Origin of the sequence: Mesorhizobium sangaii, from assembly GCF_014207355.1 — a bacterium.
Taxonomy (GTDB): Bacteria; Pseudomonadota; Alphaproteobacteria; order Rhizobiales; family Rhizobiaceae; genus Mesorhizobium; species Mesorhizobium sangaii.
Genome location: NZ_JACHEF010000001.1, coordinates 1,011,594 through 1,029,071 on the forward strand (window position 1 = coordinate 1,011,594; position 17,478 = coordinate 1,029,071).

The window sequence follows — 17,478 nt, forward strand, 5'->3', positions numbered from 1 at the left end:
GTTTTTGACCAATTATCCTGAAAATCAGGATTATCTCCATGCGACGCGTGACATTCGACCTCGACGTTCTCCGCAGTTTCGTCACCGGCATGGAGTTGGGCAGCTTCGCCAAGGCTGCCGACCGGCTTGGCCGGTCGACGTCGGCGGTCAGCGCGCAGTTGAAAAAACTGGAAGAGCAGGCGGCGACGCCGATCTTTCGTAAATCGGGACGTGGCCTCGCCTTGACCGAAGCCGGCGAGACCATGCTCGGCTATGCGCGGCGGCTGATCGAGCTCAACGACGAGGCGGCATCCGCTATCCATGACGTCGAGCTGGAAGGCTGGGTCCGGCTTGGGCTGCAGGAGGATTTCGGCGAGGCGGTGCTGCCTGACGTGCTCGGGCGCTTCGCCCGCGCCCATCCCAAGGTCAAGATCGAAGCCAGGATCGCGCGCAGCTACGAACTTGCCGAGCGCGTCACCTCAGGCAATCTCGACATCGCGCTCGCCTGGCACAGCGGCGAGACGCTGCCCTACAGCGAGCACGTCGCCGACGTGCAGATGCGCTGGATCGGTCCGGCAAAGCGCATCGCGACCAGCCTGCGCAATGGCGAGCCGCTGCCGCTGGTGGCGCTCGAAGCACCCTGCCTTTTGCGCACGGTGGCAACCGAAACGCTCGACCGCGCCGGCCTGTCGTGGCGAATGGCCTTTTCCAGCCCAAGCCTTGGCGGCATCTGGGCGGCTGTCGCGGCGGGACTGGGGCTGACGATCCGCACCGACATCGGCCTGCCGGCCAGCGTCAGCGCGATGACACCGGAGATCGCCGGGCTGCCGGCACTGCCCAAAATGACGTTGTTCCTGCACCGCAAGGACGCCGAACCCGAGCCCGTGGTAGCGCGCCTCGCCGAGATATTGCTGCAAGCGGCGCGGCAGGCGCTGCCCGATAATACGCGGACCAACGAAAACGGTTTGCGCGACGTGGCGTGATCGTGGCGCCAGGACGGGCAGCGATGCTCAGCTGCGTTTCTTGGCCCTGCCGGCGAACGGGTTGTCCGAGGTGCGCAGCGCAATGCGGATCGGTACGCCAGGCATATCGAAGGCTTCGCGCAGGCTGTTGGAGAGATAGCGGACATAGGATTGCGGCATCGCATCCGGCCGCGAGCACTGGACGACGAAGCCCGGCGGCCGCGTCTTGGCCTGGGTGACGTATTTGACCTTCAGCCGGCGGCCGGCGACGGCAGGCGGCGGGTGATGTGCCAGGATGCTTTCCAGCCAGCGGTTGAGCTTGCCGGTCGAGACGCGGCTGTTCCACACCTTGTGGGTCGTCAGCACCGCATCCATCAGCTTGTCGAGGCCGCGCCCGGTTTCGGCCGAGACAGGCACCGCCTGGATGCCGCGCACCTGCGGCAGCAGCCGCTCGGTCTTCTCGCGCAGTTCCGCCAGAAGTTCCTGGGGATGGTCGATCAGGTCCCATTTGTTGAAGGCGATCACCGGCGCCCGCCCCTCGCGGATGATCAGGTCGGCGATCTGCAGATCCTGCTTCTCGAAAGGAATGGTGGCGTCGAGCACGATGATAACGATCTCGGCAAATCGGATGGCGCGCAGGCCATCCTGCACCGACATCACTTCCAGCTTTTCGTGGATCCTGGCCTTGCGGCGCATGCCGGCCGTGTCGAACAGTTTCAGGCGGCGGCCATGCCAGTCCCAGTCGACGGAGATGGAATCGCGGGTGATGCCGGCTTCCGGCCCGGTCAACAGCCGCTCCTCGCCGATCAGCGCGTTGATCAGCGTCGATTTGCCGGCATTCGGGCGGCCGACGACGGCGATGCGCATCGGCTTGGTGTCGTCGTATGAAGGCACATCTTCCGCATCCGGGTCGACAATATCCTCGCCGATCAGCACCTCGCCGGCGACGACCTCTTCGCCTCCGCCGTCTTCTTCTTCACCAAAGGCGCGTGCCTCGCCAAGCGCGCCGATCACCGCGTCGCGCAGGTCGGGCATGCCCTGGCCGTGTTCGGCCGACACCGGGATCGGCTCACCGAGGCCGAGTTCCCAGGCCTCCAGCATGCCGCCCTGGGCGCCCTTCGCCTCGGCCTTGTTGGCGACCAGCACGACCGGCTTGCCCGACTTGCGCACGATCTCGGCGAAAGTCTTGTCATCGGGCATCAGGCCGGACTTGGCGTCGACCGTGAAGAAGATCAGGTCGGCCTCGCGGATGGCGATCTCGGTCTGCGCGCGCATGCGGCCGGGCAAGGTCGAGGCGGCGGCATCCTCGAAGCCGGCGGTGTCGATGACGTCGAAATGCAGGTCGTAAAGCTTCGCGGCATGAATGCGGCGATCGCGGGTGACGCCCGGCGTGTCGTCGACAAGCGCCAGCTTCCTTCCCACAAGCCGATTGAAAAGAGTCGATTTGCCGACGTTAGGTCTGCCGATGATGGCGACTTTGAAGGTCACGACGCACTGCCCGACCCGCGGATCAGCTCGGACATCAAGGTTGCCCGCTCACGGGTGTTGCGCGGGGCGCCGTCATCGGCGGCAATCTGGTCGAACAGCTTCAGCGCGTCCTGGGTCTTGCCTTCCTTCCAGGCGGAAAGACCGAGCGCCTCACGCGCCGTGTGGCGCAGCGTGTTGGTGTCAGACGTAAGCGCCTCGACACGGCTGGAGACATCGGCGAACGAGCCATGATCGACAAGCAGGAGTGCTGCCCTGAGGCGGGCCATGTCGCGAATGCCCGAGGGAATGGCCGTATCGGCGGCGACATCGTCGAAATCCTTGACGGCGGCATCGACATCGCCCTTGCTGGCCTTGACGGTCGCGGCGCGCATGCGGGCGAGCAGCGGATAAGCGCCGTAGCCATCCTTCTCCAACTGGTCGAGAGCGGTCAGCGCTTCGTCGTTCTTGCCGTCATTGGCAAGCTTCAGCGCCTGCGAGAACGCATCGCCGGAGCGGTTGGCGCGCGTCTCGTCCCAATAGCGATAGCCGACGAAGGCGGCGGTGCCGAGCACCACAAGGATCGCGAGGACAAGCAAGGCGGGACCGAAACGGTCCCATAGCTTCTGCGCCTGTTCGCGACGCATCTCGTCGTTGACTTCACGGATAAAACTGTCGTCGGACATCAATCAAACCATTCCTGCCCTCTCGGGCCGTTGTCAGCCCGCGTTTTAGCGAAATTTTGTCGGCATGGAAGGGGTTCGACGGGAAAATCGCCCAATCCCAGGGCAGGCCGGCCAAAAGGCCAATCGCACCCGCGCCACATTTACGCGATAGCCGGCTTCCAGACATCCTCCGAGTTAAGATCAGATTGCCGATGTATCGTCCATTCCGCGCTGTTGCGTTTTCCCTCGCTTCGCTCGCCACTGCCGGCGGAGCCTTGGCCGATCCGCCCGCGCCACCAGCGCCGGCAAAGCCCAGGCAGGTCGTCATCATCTCGTTCGACAGCGCCCGCGACATTTCGCAGTGGAAGCGCAGCCGCGCGCTGGCGCAGCGCACCGGCGCGCATTTCACCTACTTTCTGTCCTGCGTGTTCCTGCTGTCGCCGGAAACGCGCAAGGAATACACGGCGCCCGGCAAGACATCAGGCAAATCCAACATCGGCTTTGCCGCCTCCAAGCAGGAAGTGAGCGAACGGCTCGAGCAGATCGGACTTGCCGCGCATGAGGGCCACGACATCGCCAGCCATGGCTGCGGCCATTTCGACGGCAAGGACTGGAGCAAGGCCGACTGGCTGAAGGAGTTCGGCTCGTTCGAGCACATTCTCGAGAACGCCTATGCGATCAACGGCATCGCGCCCGAGCCCAAAGGCTGGCGCGATTTCGCGAGGCATGCAGTGGTCGGTTTCCGTGCGCCGTATTTGTCGACAGGCAAGGCGCTCTACGAGGCGCTGCCGGCTGCCGGCTACCAATTCGACGCGAGCGGTGTCTCACAGGGCCCTGCCCGGCCGACGGCCAGCCACGGCATCCTGCACTTTTCACTGCCTCAGATTCCGGAAGGACCGAAATCGAGGCCGGTGATCGCCATGGATTACAATCTCTATGTCAGACATTCCGGCGGCTTCGAGCGGCCGAGCAAGGCGGACGAGTTCGCCAACCGAACCTACGATGCCTTTCGCGCCGCCTTCGATGCGCAATATCAGGGCAAGCGCATTCCGCTGGAACTCGGCTTCCACTTCGCCCTGATGAATGACGGTGCCTACTGGAACGCGCTGGAGCGTTTTGCCGGCGAGGTCTGCGTCAAGGCCGATGTCGAATGCATCAGTTTTCGCGATTATGTTTCGCGGCAGGATGCCGCCAAAAAGCAAGCATCGGTCGGCGGCTGAGCCGCCAACCCGGTTCCAAACCTCAGCTCTTTAGGCCGGGTCCTCGGCGCCTTGCCGTTCCAGGTAGCGCTGATCGATCGGCGGCAACGGCTCGCCTTGCAGCGTCGCTTCAAAGGCGCGCAGGCGCTTGTGGACCGATTGCAGCTCGACGATGGTCGACCAGGAGGTGAGAAGAAACTGCAGCGAACCCGTCACTTTGCCGAATGCGTTCGAGATCTGGTTCAGTGCGCCGAAGGTTATCTTGTGCGCCACGAGTGACGGACCCAGGATCAGCAGCGAGAAGATGTTGTCCGCCTGCAGATACGTATACCGGACCACGTTGAAATAGATGTAGTGGAAATAGAGCCTGAAATAGTTGTGACGAACGTTCGCGAACAGCTCGGCAGTGGTGGCTGGCTGGGCCCTCTCCGCATGATCTTCGCCGTAGACAAGTTCCTTGCGATAGGCAGCCTCGACACGCTGATTGCGAAACTGCAGCCCCGGAAGTTTCAGGCCGGCAATCATCACCGAGATCGTTCCGAACAGGCACCAGGCCAGTGCTGCGACAACCAAGGGCTGCGGGATCGCGCCGACAATCGGCAACTCGCTGATGTGAGCCTGCAACTGGATCATGACCGGCAGGAATGCGATCAACGTCATGATCGACTGGACGAAGCTCGAGCCGAGATCCTCCATGATCTGCGAGAACCGCATGGTGTCTTCCTGGATACGCTGCGAGGCGCCCTCGATATGGCGTAGCCTGCCCCAGTTCTCGACGAAATAATTGTTCATCGCGGTGCGCCAGCGGAAGATCCAGTGGCTGACGATGAAGGCGTTGACCACTTGCACATTCATGCCGACCAGCGCTAGCCACGAAAAATCGGCCAATCCGATGTAAAACTCACCGTTGGTCGACTCTCCAGTCCCCGACATCAGTCCCTGCACATAGTCGAAGAAAGGCCCATACCAGGCGTTGACCGCAACGCTGACCTGCACATTGAAATAGATGAAGAACAGGATGACCGACGTCATCAGGATCGACCAGCGCTGCCAGGGATGCGGCGAATACCAGCTCCAGAACGCGTAGAAGGCGAGCACGCAAAACGCGAAGTAGAGATAGAACCAGAGAAACGGCGGCGACAAAAGGATGGCGATGCCGATGATGGGGGGCGCGCCAGCCACGGCCGGCGGCAGTCCGACAAGGGCGCCCAACTGCTCTCCGCCGAAAAACCAGAACAGGATCGCGGCAAGGCTCCAGATGGCTGCCGAAGAGAAAAAAAGCTTCGGCTGCGGGAAGAAGGATACGAACACTGTGGGGGATTCCTCGGTCGATGCGCAAATCAGCGGGGTTTAGCGGGCATAAAGTCACACATTAGGTGGAAAGCAAATGCCTGCCCGATGCCCGGCAACGAGCAAACCCATAATCATGGCGATTTTGGCGCGGCCGACCATGTGATGGCGCCGGAGACGACCAGCATGACTGCGGCGGTGATCGAGGCGAGGAAGAAATCGCCTGACATCTGCGCCAGCAACCCGGCGGCGATCGGGCCGATGATCTGGCCAAGGCCGAAGGACGCGGTCATCAGGGCAAAGATACGCCGCGGCGCTCTTGGCGCCTGTTGCCGCGCGGCCTGCAGGCCCAGTGCCGTGATGGCAATGAAGGTGCCGCCGAGCAGCAGGCCGCCAAGCAGCGGCCCTGTGCGTCCGCTGATGGCCACGTTGGCGGTGACGCCCGCAACTTCGATGAAGCATGCCAGCGCATAGGCTGCGTAAAGCCCGATCCGGGCGGCGATCTTCTGCCAGAGCCAGGTCGAGGGAAAACCGGCAAGGCCGGCGACCATCCACACCATCGCCTCGAAAACGCGGCTGCCGCCGCCTTGTCGGACGATGGCGACCAGGAACGTCGCCGTCACCACATAGCCAAAACCGAACAGGCCGTAGGCGACGATGATCTTCATCAGCGACCAGTCCTTCGGCAGCGCCGGCTCGTGCGTAGCTTCACCATTGGCGAGTGGGCCTTCGTTCGCCAACAGCGCGACGACGACGAAACCGCAGGCCGAAATTGCCGCCGACCACAGCCAGCCAGCCGGCCAGCCGGCATGTTCAGTGACCAGCGCCGCCATCATCGCCGCGGACACTGCGATGCCGAGGCCAACGCCGCCAAAATGCCACGCCTGCAGGTCGCCGCGGCCGGCAGCGTTTATATGGCTGAAAACGATGCTGGCCATGAACACCATGACGAAGGCGCTGGCCAGGCCGGCCAGAAAGCGGATGACGAGAAAGGCGACCATGGTGTCGGACAGTCCCATCAACGCAGCAAGGGCAGTGCTGGCGCCGAGACCCACCAGCATCAGCATGCGTTCACGTCCCTGCGCCCAACCGCCCGCCGCCGCCAGCGCGCCGACGAGGTAGCCAAGATAGTTGGTGGAGGCGATCCACCCGGCATCGGCCGGCGACAGATGGAGTTCCTCCATCATGCCCGGCAGGATCGGCGTGTAGACAAAGCGGCCGATGCCCATGGCAACAGCCATGGCGATCATGCCGGCGATGGCGAAACGCAGTGCTGTCGAGGTGGGTGTCATTGCAGCGCACAATAAGTGCGCGAGGCGGTGATACAATCCACCTTTGGTTGGGCCAGCGCGGTCGCAGTGCGCGGCGCTCGCCTCGACTTTTGCTTAAGCCGGAAAGCGAGACGTCCGCTCAGAGATCGTTTCGAAATTCGCTCTGGCGAGTCATATGGTGGTGGTTTCGAGAACCGTAGCGCAGCGGACATTGGTCCGTGAGCAACGGAAGCACTGAAAACGCCATCAGATGGCCGCCAGAGTAGAAATTCCAAACAGTCTCTCAGCAGTGTCCACCGAAACCGGCATGCACTGAAGCAGTCTCGTGCACCGTCCGCCGCGCCGTCAGCCTGAACGGCACGTCACCCAATTCACGCTCCGACATGGTGTTCAGCACAGGATGCGAAAGCGGATCGGTCAGCCATCTCTGCGTCTCACTCTCCCGGCTTGGCTCATGCGGAGCATCGGTCGAGAAAAAGATCTTCAGCGATGACAACATGCTCAGCATTTTCGGCTCCGCGGGTCTGGCTCCCTCGATAAGGTCTGCCGTTTCGATGTGTCTTTCAATTGAGATTTGAGCCGGATCGGTTTAGAAAAACTCAAATGGCCATGCTCAATCGCGTCCATCTCAACGGCCTTCGCGCCGTCGAAACCGTCGCCCGTCTCGGCTCGCTCGCGGCGGCCGCAGGCGAACTCAACGTCTCCGTCAGCGCCGTCAGCCAGCAGATCAGCCGCACCGAGAAGCAGCTCGGCCAGGCGCTGTTCGAGCGAACGGCGAGTGGTCTCGTGCTGACCAAGTTCGGCGCCGTTTTCGCGGCCCGCCTCGGTGCTGGGTTTCGCGAGCTTGCCCACGCCGTGGCGCTGACCGACGAGGCGACGCAATGCACATTGGTTGTTTCGGTGGCGCCGGCCTTTGCCTCGAAGTGGCTGCTGCCGCGGCTGTCGCGTCACTTCGCACGACATCCCGACGTGCTGTTGCGCATCGACGCTTCGGTGCGGCTGGCCGATCTCGATCACTCCGATATCGACATCGCTATCCGGCTCGGCGACGGCAAATGGCCGGGTGGGAGGGCGGAACTGCTTTTGGCTCAGGAAGTCTTTCCAGTCTGCGCCCCGGTGATCGCCAGGAAACTGAAATCGATCGAGGACCTTGCCCAGACCTGCGCCATCACCGACGAGCGGGCCATGATCAACTGGGAAAGCTGGTTCGAGGCAGCCGGCGTTCCGCCCGTCACCTTCCTGAAGGGTGCCCGCTTCACCGATCCGATGCTGTGCCTGGAATCGGCGATTGCCGGCCATGGCGTGATGCTCGGCTGGCAATTGCTGACGGCCGATGCGCTGGCCGATGGCCGGCTGGTGGCGCCATTTGGAATCCGCGCCCAGAGCGGCCTCGGCTATTGGCTGGTGACCTCCTCCGCTAAGGCCGAAAGCCGCAAGGTCCGGGACTTCAAGGTCTGGATCAAGGAAGAGATCGAGGCGACGATGGCACAGTTCGGGTCCGCGAAGGCGGCCACCGCACCCGCCGGCGCGTTCACGGTGGAAAGCACCGTGGCGCCGTTCTATGTAGAGTCAGACATCAAAGCAGAGTCAGACATCAAACTACGGCAGGTAGGATCATGACCACACATTCGCGCGGCGTTTCCGCATCGATCGACCCGGTGAAGCTCGACAGGCTGGCGGAAGTCGCCATCAAGGTCGGGCTGCAGTTGCAACCCGGCCAGGACCTGGTGGTGACGTCATCGATCGCGGCGCTGCCGCTGACCAGGCGGATCGTCGAGCATGCCTACAAGGCCGGGGCCGGCCTGGTGACGCCGATCTTCAACGATGACGAGATGACGCTGGCGCGCTATCGCTTCGGCACCGATGCCGGCTTCGACCGGGCCGCCGGCTGGCTCTATGAAGGCATGGCGAAGGCCTTCGCCAACAATGCGGCGCGGCTTGCCGTACGCGGCGAGGATCCATCGCTGTTGTCGGCGCAGGATCCGGCGAAAGTGGCGCGCGCCAACAAGGCGAATTCGATGGCCTATCAGCCGGCGCTGGAGAAGATCACCGGCTTCGACATCAACTGGAACATCGTCGCCTACCCGGATCTCGCCTGGGCCAGGCAGGTCTTCCCAGATGATGCCGACGACGTTGCCGTGGCCAAGCTCGCCGACGCCATCTTTGCAGCGTCGCGGGTGAACGTCGAAGACCCGATCGGCAACTGGAAGGCGCACAATGCAGCACTTCGTGGCCGCACCGAATGGCTCAACGGCCACAATTTCCATGCGCTGCATTTCACCGGGCCGGGCACCGACCTGACCGTCGGGCTGGCGGACGGCCATGAATGGATGGGCGGCGCCTCGACCGCCAAGAACGGCATCACCTGCAACCCGAACATCCCGACCGAGGAAGTCTTCACCACGCCGCATGCCAGGCGCGTCGAGGGCCATGTCTCCTCGACCAAGCCGCTATCCTACCAGGGCACGCTGATCGACGAGATCTCGGTGCGTTTCGAGGAGGGCCGGATCGTCGAAGCGAAGGCTTCGAAGGGCGAGGACGTGCTGAAGAAGGTGCTCGACACCGACGAGGGCGCGCGCCGTCTCGGCGAAGTGGCGCTGGTGCCGCATTCCTCTCCGATCGCAGCCAGTGGCCTGTTGTTCTTCAACACGCTGTTCGACGAAAACGCCGCCTGCCACATCGCGCTCGGCCAGTGCTATTCGAAGTGCTTCGTCGATGGCGCGTCGCTCAGCCAGGACGAAATCGCCGCACGCGGCGGCAACAAGAGTTTCATCCACATCGACTGGATGATCGGCTCGGACAAGATCGACGTAGACGGTGTCCACAAGGATGGCGCCCGCGTGCCGGTGATGCGCAAGGGCGAGTGGGCCTGACATTTACTTGAGGAGGGTCGCATGGCCTTCGACCTGGCGGTCAAGCGGGTTTATGAGCCGCCGGCGCCGGACGACGGGCAGCGGGTGCTGGTCGACCGGATCTGGCCACGCGGCGTCAGCAAGCAAGAGGCCGCGCTGACGCTATGGCTGAAGGACATCGCACCGAGCGATGGCCTGCGCGGATGGTTCGGCCATGCACCGGAGCGCTGGGCAGAGTTTCAGAAGCGATATCGGGCTGAACTGGACGGGAATGCAGAGGCGGTCGGGCAGTTGCGTGCGCTGCTCGACACCGGAAAGGTCACGCTGCTCTATGGTGCGCATGACGAAGCGCACAACAATGCGGTGGCGCTGGCGGCGTATCTCAGAAAGACGGATTGAAGGGCGCCTATACCCTGCAACGGTGGCAATTGGCCAATCTCCCCCGCAAGGGTGGAGATCGGCAGCTTCGCCGTCCTGCTGCTCCTACTTAAAACTGCCGACCGCCTGCTCATAAACATCCGGCTTGAAGCCGACCAAAATCCGGTCGCCCAGGTCCAGCACCGGCCGCTTGATCATGGTCGGCTTGGCCAGCATCAGCGCCTTGGCCTTCTTCTCGTCGAGGTTCTGCTTTTCCTCGTCGGCCAATTCGCGAAAGGTCGTGCTTGCCTTGTTGAGCAGGATTTCCCAGCCAACCTTGCCGGCCCAGCCATCCAGCCGCTTCGCCTCCAGCCCCTCCGCCCTGTAGTCGTGAAACCGGTACGCAACATCATGGCTCTCCAGCCAGACGCGCGCCTTCCTGATCGTGTCGCAGGTGGTGATGCCGTACATGGTGATCGTCAAACGCACTTCCCCAAACTGACAGTCGAATCCGCTCGCAGCCTAGAACCGCCCTTCCCGCTTTGCCAGCACCCCTGGTTGGCATCCTTCGAATTTTGGCTGTTGCCAACACTAAGGAATTTTCCTAAGTAATGGTCAAAGCTGGAAAGGAATGACCATGGCCAGGATCGTTGTATCGGAATTCATCTCCATCGATGGCGTGATGGAAGCGCCGGGAGGCGAGCCGGGCTACCGGCACACCAACTGGGTCGGCAAGCGGCACGAGGCCGGACAGATCGAGTACAAATTCCAAGAGGTACTGGACCACGAGGCGCTGCTGATCGGCCGGGTGACCTATGAAAGCTTCGCCGACGCCTGGCCGACCTACAAAGGTGCGTTTGCGGACCGGATGAACAGCATGCCGAAATATGTGGTGTCGACGACGGTGAAGACCCCGGCCTGGAACAACACGACCGTCCTTCAGGGCGAACCGATGGCCGCGATCCGCAAACTCAAGCAGGATCTGAAAGGCGATATCGTCGTTGGCGGCAGCCGCACGCTGGTCAACGCGCTCAGGCAGCACGACCTTGTCGACGAATACCGGCTGATGGTGTTCCCGGTCATACTCGGCAGCGGCGCGCAGCTTTTCGACAGGACCGAGGACGCGACGGATCTCAGGCTGGTCGACACACGCTCCTTCGCCAACGGCGCCGTGGTGCTCACCTATCGTGTCGAGAGGTCATCGCCATGACAAGTCTGCAATCCGCGACACAAACACCGCCACCAATCGACGGCATCTTCCGCGCCCTGTCCGACCCGACGCGGCGACGCGTGGTCGAGCGGCTGAACCGCAGCCCCGCCTCGGTCAGCGAACTTGCGCAGCCCTTCGACATGGCCCTGCCCTCCTTCATCGAGCATCTCAGGGTTCTCGAAGGCTGCGGACTGGTGCATTCGCAAAAAACCGGCCGGGTCAGGACCTATCGACTGGCCCCCGAGCCGCTGAAGCTTGCCGAAAACTGGCTCGCCGAACAGCGCACGCTGTGGGAGCGCCGCCTCGACCAGTTCGACGCCTATGTGATGACCCTGAAGGAGAAAGACGCATGAGCTATCCGTTCAAGCCGGATCCCAGACTGGACCTCGTGCTGGAGCGTGTCGTCGATGCGCCGCGCGAGCTGTTGTGGAAAGCCTGGACGACCCCAGCCCATGTCAAGCAGTGGTTCACGCCGAAGCCGTGGATGATCACCGACTGCGAGATCGACCTCAGGCCGGGCGGGCTGTTCCGCACGCGCATGCAGTCGCCTGACGGCCAGGAAGTCAACGACCGCCATTGCTGCTACCTGGAAATCGTGCCCAACGAGCGGCTGGTGTGGACGGATGCGCTGCTGCAGGGCTACCGGCCGTCAGGGGAGCCGTTCATCACCGCGGTCATTTCCTTCCAGCCCGACGGCAATGGCACGCGCTACACCGCCACCGCCATCCACCGCGATGAGGCGACCCGCAAGAACCATGAAGAGATGGGTTTCTTCGACGGCTGGGGCACGGTGGCGGATCAGCTTGCGGAATACGTGAAGACCATATGACCCCTCACATGGCGGCCGGGCCATCGTCCCGGCCGCCGTGCTTATTTGCAAACCAGCGAAGAGAGCAGGCTCCCGGAAGCCGGCGGTTTTTACGGCTTCAGTAGTAGAAGCGCTCTTCGGTGATCTTGCCATTCTTGACCGTGTACACGCCGACCTCATCCATTGTGACGCGCTCACCGGTAGCCTTGGGCGTTATGTCAAACTTGAACCGCAAGGCGAACTGGTCGCCGTTGACATAGGGGCCTTCGACCGAGCCGCCATGGACTTCGTGGTTCTCTTGCCACCACTGGCCCTTCTGCTTGAGGGCCTCCTTGCCATGGGAGACGGCCATCGGCCCCTCCATGGCTTCATAGCTGGCGATATCGTCGGCATTGTATTTCTCAGCAGCACCCTGGTGGTCGCCCTGCTGTAGGAGTTCGGTGAAATCCTTGGCAATTTCCGCGATGGACATTTGTGTTCCTCCTGTTCGGACGCATTGCAAGTAGGGGACAGCTTGCCGGCCCGCCATCACCAATCCGCTAGGTAGCTGACAAGCCATGTCAGCATGATGATATCGCGCGGGGTATATGACGACGATTTGAGGTTCTACATCTGGCCGTTCAAACAACGAGGGCACCGATGCTACCGGTGCGGGCCATTTGCCGGTGAAACTAGCCCGGCAGCATAGGGCAGTTGGCGCCGCGGCGTAGGCTGATATGCGCCACATCGCCGACGCTGAATTGAAAGCCATCGGCCTGGCGCGGCGCGTCGATGACGATCGGGGCGCCCTGCCCAAGCTCGGCATGCAGGCGCAGAGTGCGGCCGTGAAATACGATGCTGTTGACGCGGGCCGGCGCCGTGCCGGATGCCGCCTCGGTGGCCGCCAGCAAATCCTCGGGCCGCACGCCGATGGTGCGGATAGTGCCCTCGGCGGGAGCCTCGCCGGTTTCGGAGGTCGCTTCCAGCGGCAAGGCGCCGGCGGCGAACCGCAGGCGGTCGCCATCGCGCCCGATAAAGCGCGACTGCAACAGGTTCATGGTGCCGATGAAACTGGCGACGAATGTGGTCGCGGGCCGATCGTAAAGCGTCGCCGGCGGCGCGATCTGCTCGATGCGCCCCTTGTTCATGACGACGATGCGATCGGAGATCGACAGCGCTTCGGTCTGGTCGTGGGTGACCATGACGAAGGTGGTGCCGAGCCGCGACTGCAGCCGCTTCAGCTCGACCTGCATCTGTTCGCGCAGATGCGCGTCGAGCGCCGACAGCGGCTCGTCGAGCAAGAGCACACGCGGTTCGCAGACGATGGCACGGGCGAGTGCGACGCGCTGGCGCTGGCCGCCCGACAGTTCGGAGACGCGGGCGCCAAGCTTGTCGGCCAGACCGACCATATCGAGGGCTTCGCCGACGCGTTTTGCCTGCTCGGCGCCGGAAAGTTTTCGCAAGGACAGGCCGAAGCCGACATTCTCGGCAACGTTCATATGCGGAAACAGCGCGTAGTCCTGGAACACTGTGTTGACTGGCCGGTCGTAGGGCCTGAGTGCCGTGATATCACGGCCGTCGAGCAGCACCTTACCGCTCGACGGGCTTTCGAAGCCGGCGATGACGCGCAGGCTGGTGGTCTTGCCGCAGCCCGAGGGCCCGAGCAAGGTGAGAAACTCGCCGCGGACGATGTCGAGATCGACGGCGTCGAGCCCGACAATGCCGCCGGGAAAGATCTTCGAGACCGACTGCAACCGGACGAGAGGATCAGGCGCCATCGCGAACCTCGGACGGCTTGGTGGTGTTGACCCAGAGGATCTGGCAGCGCTCGGCGCCCGGATTGCGGAAGGCGTGCAAAAGCGTGCTCTTGAACGCAAAACTGTCGCCGGTCTTCAGCACGTAGTTCGTCGAATCCACCACCAGTTCGACCTCACCCGAAACGACGAAGCCGAATTCATGGCCGGCATGGGCATAGGCCTCGGCGGTGCCGCCGGCGGCATCAACCGTTACCAGCATGCCGGTCAGCGTCGCACCCGGCGGCGACAGCAGCGCCTTGGCGATGCCTTCGGACTTGACCGGGATGGCGCGGCGGCTGTTGGCACGCACGCAATAGAGATCGCTGACGGCATCGTTGCCGTCGGCGATCAGCGCCGACGGCTCGATATCGAGGGCGGCCGCGAGCGGCCAGATCACCTTGACGCGCAGCGAGGACATGCCGCGCTCGATCTGGCTGAGCGCGCCGATCGACACGCCTGCCCTGGCGGCCAGATCGGCCAGCGACAGGTTGCGCTCAAGCCGCAGCGCCCGCACGCGCCGGCCAACCCGCACATCGGCATCGTCCTTCGGCTTTTCAGCCGCTTCGTCCAGCATGTCCATGCATTCGTCCTCGTTTGCCGCTTTATTGTCGCCAGTGTGCTGCACGTTTCCAAACGTCAGCGCTGCCCCTCACCCCTACCCTCTCCCCGTATAGAGACGGGGAGAGGGGATCGCCGGCGTCGGAGCGCTTCCCTTCTCCCCGTCACTATACGGGGAGAAGGTGCCGGCAGGCGGATGAGGGGCGGCGCAAACTTCAGCAATCAGTCCGTCCACTACGACAGTACGTGATGCTCAGCCGCCTGCCTTGACCTTTTCGAACATCTTGGCGAGTTCGTCATTCTGTTTCATCGGTCCGGTGAAGATGGTGGTTTTCAGCATCACCTCCGGGTCGGACGGCAGCTGCAGCTTCTCCAGCTCCTCCTTCGGCACGGTGGCAAAGGCAGAGCTCAGCGAACTGCCATAGCCATAGGACTCGATCAGGTATTTGCCGGAGTCGGCGTCCAACCGGCTGTTGATGAAGTCATAGGCGAGATCGACATTCTTGGCGTCCTTGAGCATGACGAAGCCGCAGGACCAGGTCAGCATGCCCTCCTTCGGCTTCATGAACTCGACCGGCACCCCTTGCTTCTTCAGCGAGGTGGCCGACGCGTTCCAGGTCATGGCGGCGACCAGCTGGCCGCTGGCCAGCGCTTGTTCGACCGAGGTCATGTCGGTGGTGTAGTTGGAGAGCAGCGGACGCTGCTCGCGCAGCTTCTCCGCCACCGTGTCCATTTGCTCCGGCGTCATGTCGAACGGATTGACGCCGGCCAGGAGCGCGGCAACGATCGGCGTGTCATGCACGGCGTCGATGGTCGCCATGCGACCGGCATATTGCTTGTCCCACAGGAGGTTCCAGCTCGCTTCCGGGTTCTTCACCAGATCGGTGCGGTAGAGGATCGAGGTGTTGCCCCAGTCCCACGGCACCATCCAGACCTTGCCATCACCGGCCTGCAAGTCGGGCAGGTTCTTGAACACCGGGAAGATCGAATCCCAGTTCTTGATGCGCTTGGTGTCGATTGGCTGCAGCAGGCCTTCCTTGTTCCAGCGCGCCACCTTGTCATAGCAGGGATGGGCAATGTCAGGGCGAAAGCCGGCCTTGACCTTGGTGAAGGCGTCATCATCGTCACCGAATATGGAGGCCTCGACGCCATCGGGATGTGCGGCAAGGAAGCTCTTGTTGAAGTCGGGCAGTTCATAGCCCGACCAGGTGAAATATTGCAGCTTGTCGCCGGCGAAAGCGACGGTCGACGACAGCGCCAAAGCCAGGGCGGTCAGGCCGGTCCGGGCCATCTTTCCAGATATCAGGTCGAATGCCATTGCAGTTCTCCTCTCTTGGTTTGTTTTGCCTGTGATTGATCCGTGGGTCGTGGCGCCGTTGCGGACAGGCCGCGATGGCGCAGGATTTCGGCGATTGCAGCAATCACGAAGGAGGCGGCCAGGATCGACGTGCCGAGCGCCATGACGGTCGGCAGCGATTTCGGGAACCGAAGCTGGCTCCAGATGTAGAGCGGCAGCGTCGGCTCGGTGCCGGCGAGGAAGAAGACGACGATGAATTCGTCGAAGGAGATCAAGAAGGCCAGCATGAAGGCCGAGACGATGGCCGGCAGGCTGAGCGGCAGCATCACCCGCCGGAAGGTCGTCCAGTCGGAAGCGCCGAGGTCGAGTGCCGCCTCGCGAATGGTTTTCGGGATGGCGGCAAAGCGGCTGCGCATGATCACCACCGTCGTTGGTAGCGCCACCAGAATGTGGCCGAGAACGATGGCAATGCGCGACGGCCCGAGGCCGATGAGGTTGATGAGGATCAGCAGCGATATGCCGACGATGACACCCGGGATCAGGATCGGCAGCCGCGCGACGGCGCTGATGGTGGCAGCCAGCGGCGAGCGGCCATAGAGATCCATGTAGGACACGGTGATGCCGCACAGCGTTGCCCCCGTGGCGGCAATCGTAGCGATGACGAGGCTGTTGACGAGCGCGCCGGACAGCACCGTATTGCCGTACAACGTCGCGTACCATTGCAAGGTGAAGCCCTGTAGCGGAAATGCTGCCTGGATCGAGTTGTTGAAGGAAAACAGCGGGATCAGCAGCACCGGCAGATAGAGAAAGACCAGATAGGCGATGACGTATAAGCCAAGCCAGCGGCCGCCACCTTGCGTGTGCGCGATGCTCATGTGCGGCTGCCAAATCTGCGGTCGGTGAAGCGTGCGACCAGCACCACGGCCAGGATGACCAGCATGACGGCAACGGCGAGCGCGGCGCCAAACGGCCAGTCGTTGGCCTTGCCGAACTCAGCCTGGATCAGCGTACCGATCATGGTGCTGGCGGGTCCGCCGACGAGCGCCGGCGTGACATAGTCGCCGACCGTCGGCACGAAGACGACAAGCGCGGCCGCCAGCACACCCGGCATCGAGTTGGGCAGCACGACCCGGCGGAAGGAGGTGAAGGGTCTGGCGCCGAGATCGGAAGCGGCCTCGATCAATGACTTCGGGATGGTGTCCAGCGCCACATAGATCGGCAGGATGGCGAACGGCGCATAGGCGTGGGCGAGCGTGACGACGACGGCGGCCGGCGTGTTGAGAAAAGCCAATGTCGGCTCGGACCAGATGCCGCTTTCGATCAGCGCCGAGTTCAAAACGCCATTGTAGGCGAGCACGATCTTCCAGGCGAAGACGCGCAGGAGATAGCTGGTCCAGAACGGCAGCGTCACCAGGAACAGCAGCAGGCCGCGCCGCCGTCCGGCATGGAAGGCAAGGTAGTAGGCGACGGGATAGGCGGTGACGACGGTGGCGAGCGTCACCAGCGCGGCAATGATCAGCGAGCGCAGCGTCACCGTCCAGTACAGCGGATCGGACAGCACGGTGGCGAAATTCGCCAGGCTGAAACCGGTGCCGAGCAGCGAGCCGTCATTGTTGCGGAAGGCAAGGAAAAGCACCAGCCCGAGGGCAAACAGGATCAGCAGGAAGGTGACCAGCGCGCCCGGCAGCAACATCGCGACCCGGAAGCCCGATGACGACCGGGCGCCTGGCGCGTGTGCTGCAACAATGGTCGACATCGACCTGCTCATCGAAATTTTGAAATTGCTTAAGA

At 62.9% G+C, this 17,478-nt stretch carries 20 protein-coding genes; 8 read left to right on the forward strand and 12 right to left on the reverse strand.

Annotated features, from left to right (window positions below; all coding sequences use genetic code 11):
- The first annotated feature begins 38 nt into the window (after positions 1–38).
- Entirely contained in the window at positions 39–962 is a 924-nt protein-coding gene (locus tag HNQ71_RS05100; RefSeq protein WP_184871457.1) for a LysR substrate-binding domain-containing protein, read from the forward strand.
- A 27-nt stretch (positions 963–989) separates the two neighbouring features.
- Here the strand turns inward: HNQ71_RS05100 and der are convergent, their stop codons facing one another.
- Positions 990–2,429, reverse strand: coding sequence for a ribosome biogenesis GTPase Der (der, locus tag HNQ71_RS05105; protein ID WP_184871458.1), 1,440 nt, complete (start codon positions 2,427–2,429; stop codon positions 990–992).
- The gene (locus HNQ71_RS05110) at positions 2,426–3,091 is read right to left on the reverse strand and encodes a tetratricopeptide repeat protein (RefSeq protein ID WP_095091881.1); all 666 of its coding nucleotides are present in this window, start codon (positions 3,089–3,091) and stop codon (positions 2,426–2,428) included. The genes der and HNQ71_RS05110 overlap by 4 nt, the downstream gene beginning before the upstream one ends.
- A gap of 191 nt (positions 3,092–3,282) precedes the next feature.
- Here HNQ71_RS05110 and HNQ71_RS05115 point away from each other — a divergent pair, with 191 nt between their 5' ends.
- Complete coding sequence (locus HNQ71_RS05115; protein WP_184871459.1) at positions 3,283–4,290, forward strand: polysaccharide deacetylase family protein; 1,008 nt, start codon at positions 3,283–3,285, stop codon at positions 4,288–4,290.
- 30 nt (positions 4,291–4,320) lie between these two features.
- Here HNQ71_RS05115 and sbmA read toward each other — a convergent pair whose 3' ends face one another.
- From sbmA to HNQ71_RS05130, 3 genes are all read right to left on the reverse strand, one after another.
- Positions 4,321–5,580 carry a peptide antibiotic transporter SbmA gene (gene sbmA, locus HNQ71_RS05120; RefSeq protein ID WP_184871460.1) on the reverse strand — a complete coding sequence of 420 codons (1,260 nt, stop codon included), beginning with the start codon at positions 5,578–5,580 and terminating at the stop codon, positions 4,321–4,323.
- Between the two features lie 113 nt (positions 5,581–5,693).
- Positions 5,694–6,851, reverse strand: coding sequence for a YbfB/YjiJ family MFS transporter (locus HNQ71_RS05125; RefSeq protein ID WP_246461196.1), 1,158 nt, complete (start codon positions 6,849–6,851; stop codon positions 5,694–5,696).
- 262 nt (positions 6,852–7,113) lie between these two features.
- Entirely contained in the window at positions 7,114–7,338 is a 225-nt protein-coding gene (locus HNQ71_RS05130; RefSeq protein WP_184871461.1) for a hypothetical protein, read from the reverse strand.
- A gap of 95 nt (positions 7,339–7,433) precedes the next feature.
- Here HNQ71_RS05130 and HNQ71_RS05135 point away from each other — a divergent pair, with 95 nt between their 5' ends.
- Genes HNQ71_RS05135 through HNQ71_RS05145 form a run of 3 tightly spaced genes read left to right on the forward strand, consistent with a single transcriptional unit; the run spans position 7,434 to position 10,081 of the window.
- Positions 7,434–8,450 carry a LysR substrate-binding domain-containing protein gene (locus tag HNQ71_RS05135; RefSeq protein WP_184871462.1) on the forward strand — a complete coding sequence of 339 codons (1,017 nt, stop codon included), beginning with the start codon at positions 7,434–7,436 and terminating at the stop codon, positions 8,448–8,450.
- Positions 8,447–9,703: an aminopeptidase gene (locus HNQ71_RS05140; RefSeq protein WP_184871463.1), complete on the forward strand. Its 1,257-nt coding sequence runs from the start codon at positions 8,447–8,449 to the stop codon at positions 9,701–9,703. Before HNQ71_RS05135 ends, HNQ71_RS05140 begins: the two co-directional genes overlap by 4 nt.
- Positions 9,704–9,724: 21 nt before the next feature.
- Complete coding sequence (locus HNQ71_RS05145; protein WP_184871464.1) at positions 9,725–10,081, forward strand: DUF488 domain-containing protein; 357 nt, start codon at positions 9,725–9,727, stop codon at positions 10,079–10,081.
- A gap of 84 nt (positions 10,082–10,165) precedes the next feature.
- Here the strand turns inward: HNQ71_RS05145 and HNQ71_RS05150 are convergent, their stop codons facing one another.
- Complete coding sequence (locus HNQ71_RS05150; protein WP_184871465.1) at positions 10,166–10,522, reverse strand: ArsC family reductase; 357 nt, start codon at positions 10,520–10,522, stop codon at positions 10,166–10,168.
- A gap of 154 nt (positions 10,523–10,676) precedes the next feature.
- On the opposite strand from HNQ71_RS05150, the gene HNQ71_RS05155 reads away from it, so the two are divergent.
- Genes HNQ71_RS05155 through HNQ71_RS05165 form a run of 3 tightly spaced genes read left to right on the forward strand, consistent with a single transcriptional unit; the run spans position 10,677 to position 12,078 of the window.
- Entirely contained in the window at positions 10,677–11,249 is a 573-nt protein-coding gene (locus HNQ71_RS05155; protein WP_184871466.1) for a dihydrofolate reductase family protein, read from the forward strand.
- Positions 11,246–11,602, forward strand: a complete 357-nt coding sequence (locus HNQ71_RS05160; protein WP_184871467.1) for an ArsR/SmtB family transcription factor — start codon at positions 11,246–11,248, stop codon at positions 11,600–11,602. Before HNQ71_RS05155 ends, HNQ71_RS05160 begins: the two co-directional genes overlap by 4 nt.
- Positions 11,599–12,078 (forward strand): SRPBCC family protein, encoded by a 480-nt coding sequence (locus tag HNQ71_RS05165; RefSeq protein WP_184871468.1) that lies wholly within the window; start codon positions 11,599–11,601, stop codon positions 12,076–12,078. Before HNQ71_RS05160 ends, HNQ71_RS05165 begins: the two co-directional genes overlap by 4 nt.
- 97 nt (positions 12,079–12,175) lie before the next feature.
- Here HNQ71_RS05165 and HNQ71_RS05170 read toward each other — a convergent pair whose 3' ends face one another.
- From HNQ71_RS05170 to HNQ71_RS05195, 6 genes are all read right to left on the reverse strand, one after another.
- Positions 12,176–12,529: a nuclear transport factor 2 family protein gene (locus HNQ71_RS05170; protein WP_184871469.1), complete on the reverse strand. Its 354-nt coding sequence runs from the start codon at positions 12,527–12,529 to the stop codon at positions 12,176–12,178.
- Between the two features lie 199 nt (positions 12,530–12,728).
- Positions 12,729–13,814 carry an ABC transporter ATP-binding protein gene (locus tag HNQ71_RS05175; protein ID WP_184871470.1) on the reverse strand — a complete coding sequence of 362 codons (1,086 nt, stop codon included), beginning with the start codon at positions 13,812–13,814 and terminating at the stop codon, positions 12,729–12,731.
- Positions 13,804–14,412 (reverse strand): cupin domain-containing protein, encoded by a 609-nt coding sequence (locus HNQ71_RS05180; protein ID WP_184871471.1) that lies wholly within the window; start codon positions 14,410–14,412, stop codon positions 13,804–13,806. Before HNQ71_RS05180 ends, HNQ71_RS05175 begins: the two co-directional genes overlap by 11 nt.
- A 231-nt stretch (positions 14,413–14,643) precedes the next feature.
- The gene (locus HNQ71_RS05185; RefSeq protein WP_184871472.1) at positions 14,644–15,708 is read right to left on the reverse strand and encodes an ABC transporter substrate-binding protein; all 1,065 of its coding nucleotides are present in this window, start codon (positions 15,706–15,708) and stop codon (positions 14,644–14,646) included.
- A complete protein-coding gene (locus tag HNQ71_RS05190) occupies positions 15,693–16,562 on the reverse strand; it encodes an ABC transporter permease (protein WP_184871473.1) in 870 nt (289 codons plus the stop codon). The genes HNQ71_RS05185 and HNQ71_RS05190 overlap by 16 nt, the downstream gene beginning before the upstream one ends.
- Complete coding sequence (locus HNQ71_RS05195) at positions 16,559–17,443, reverse strand: ABC transporter permease (protein ID WP_184871474.1); 885 nt, start codon at positions 17,441–17,443, stop codon at positions 16,559–16,561. The genes HNQ71_RS05190 and HNQ71_RS05195 overlap by 4 nt, the downstream gene beginning before the upstream one ends.
- Positions 17,444–17,478: the final 35 nt, after the last annotated feature.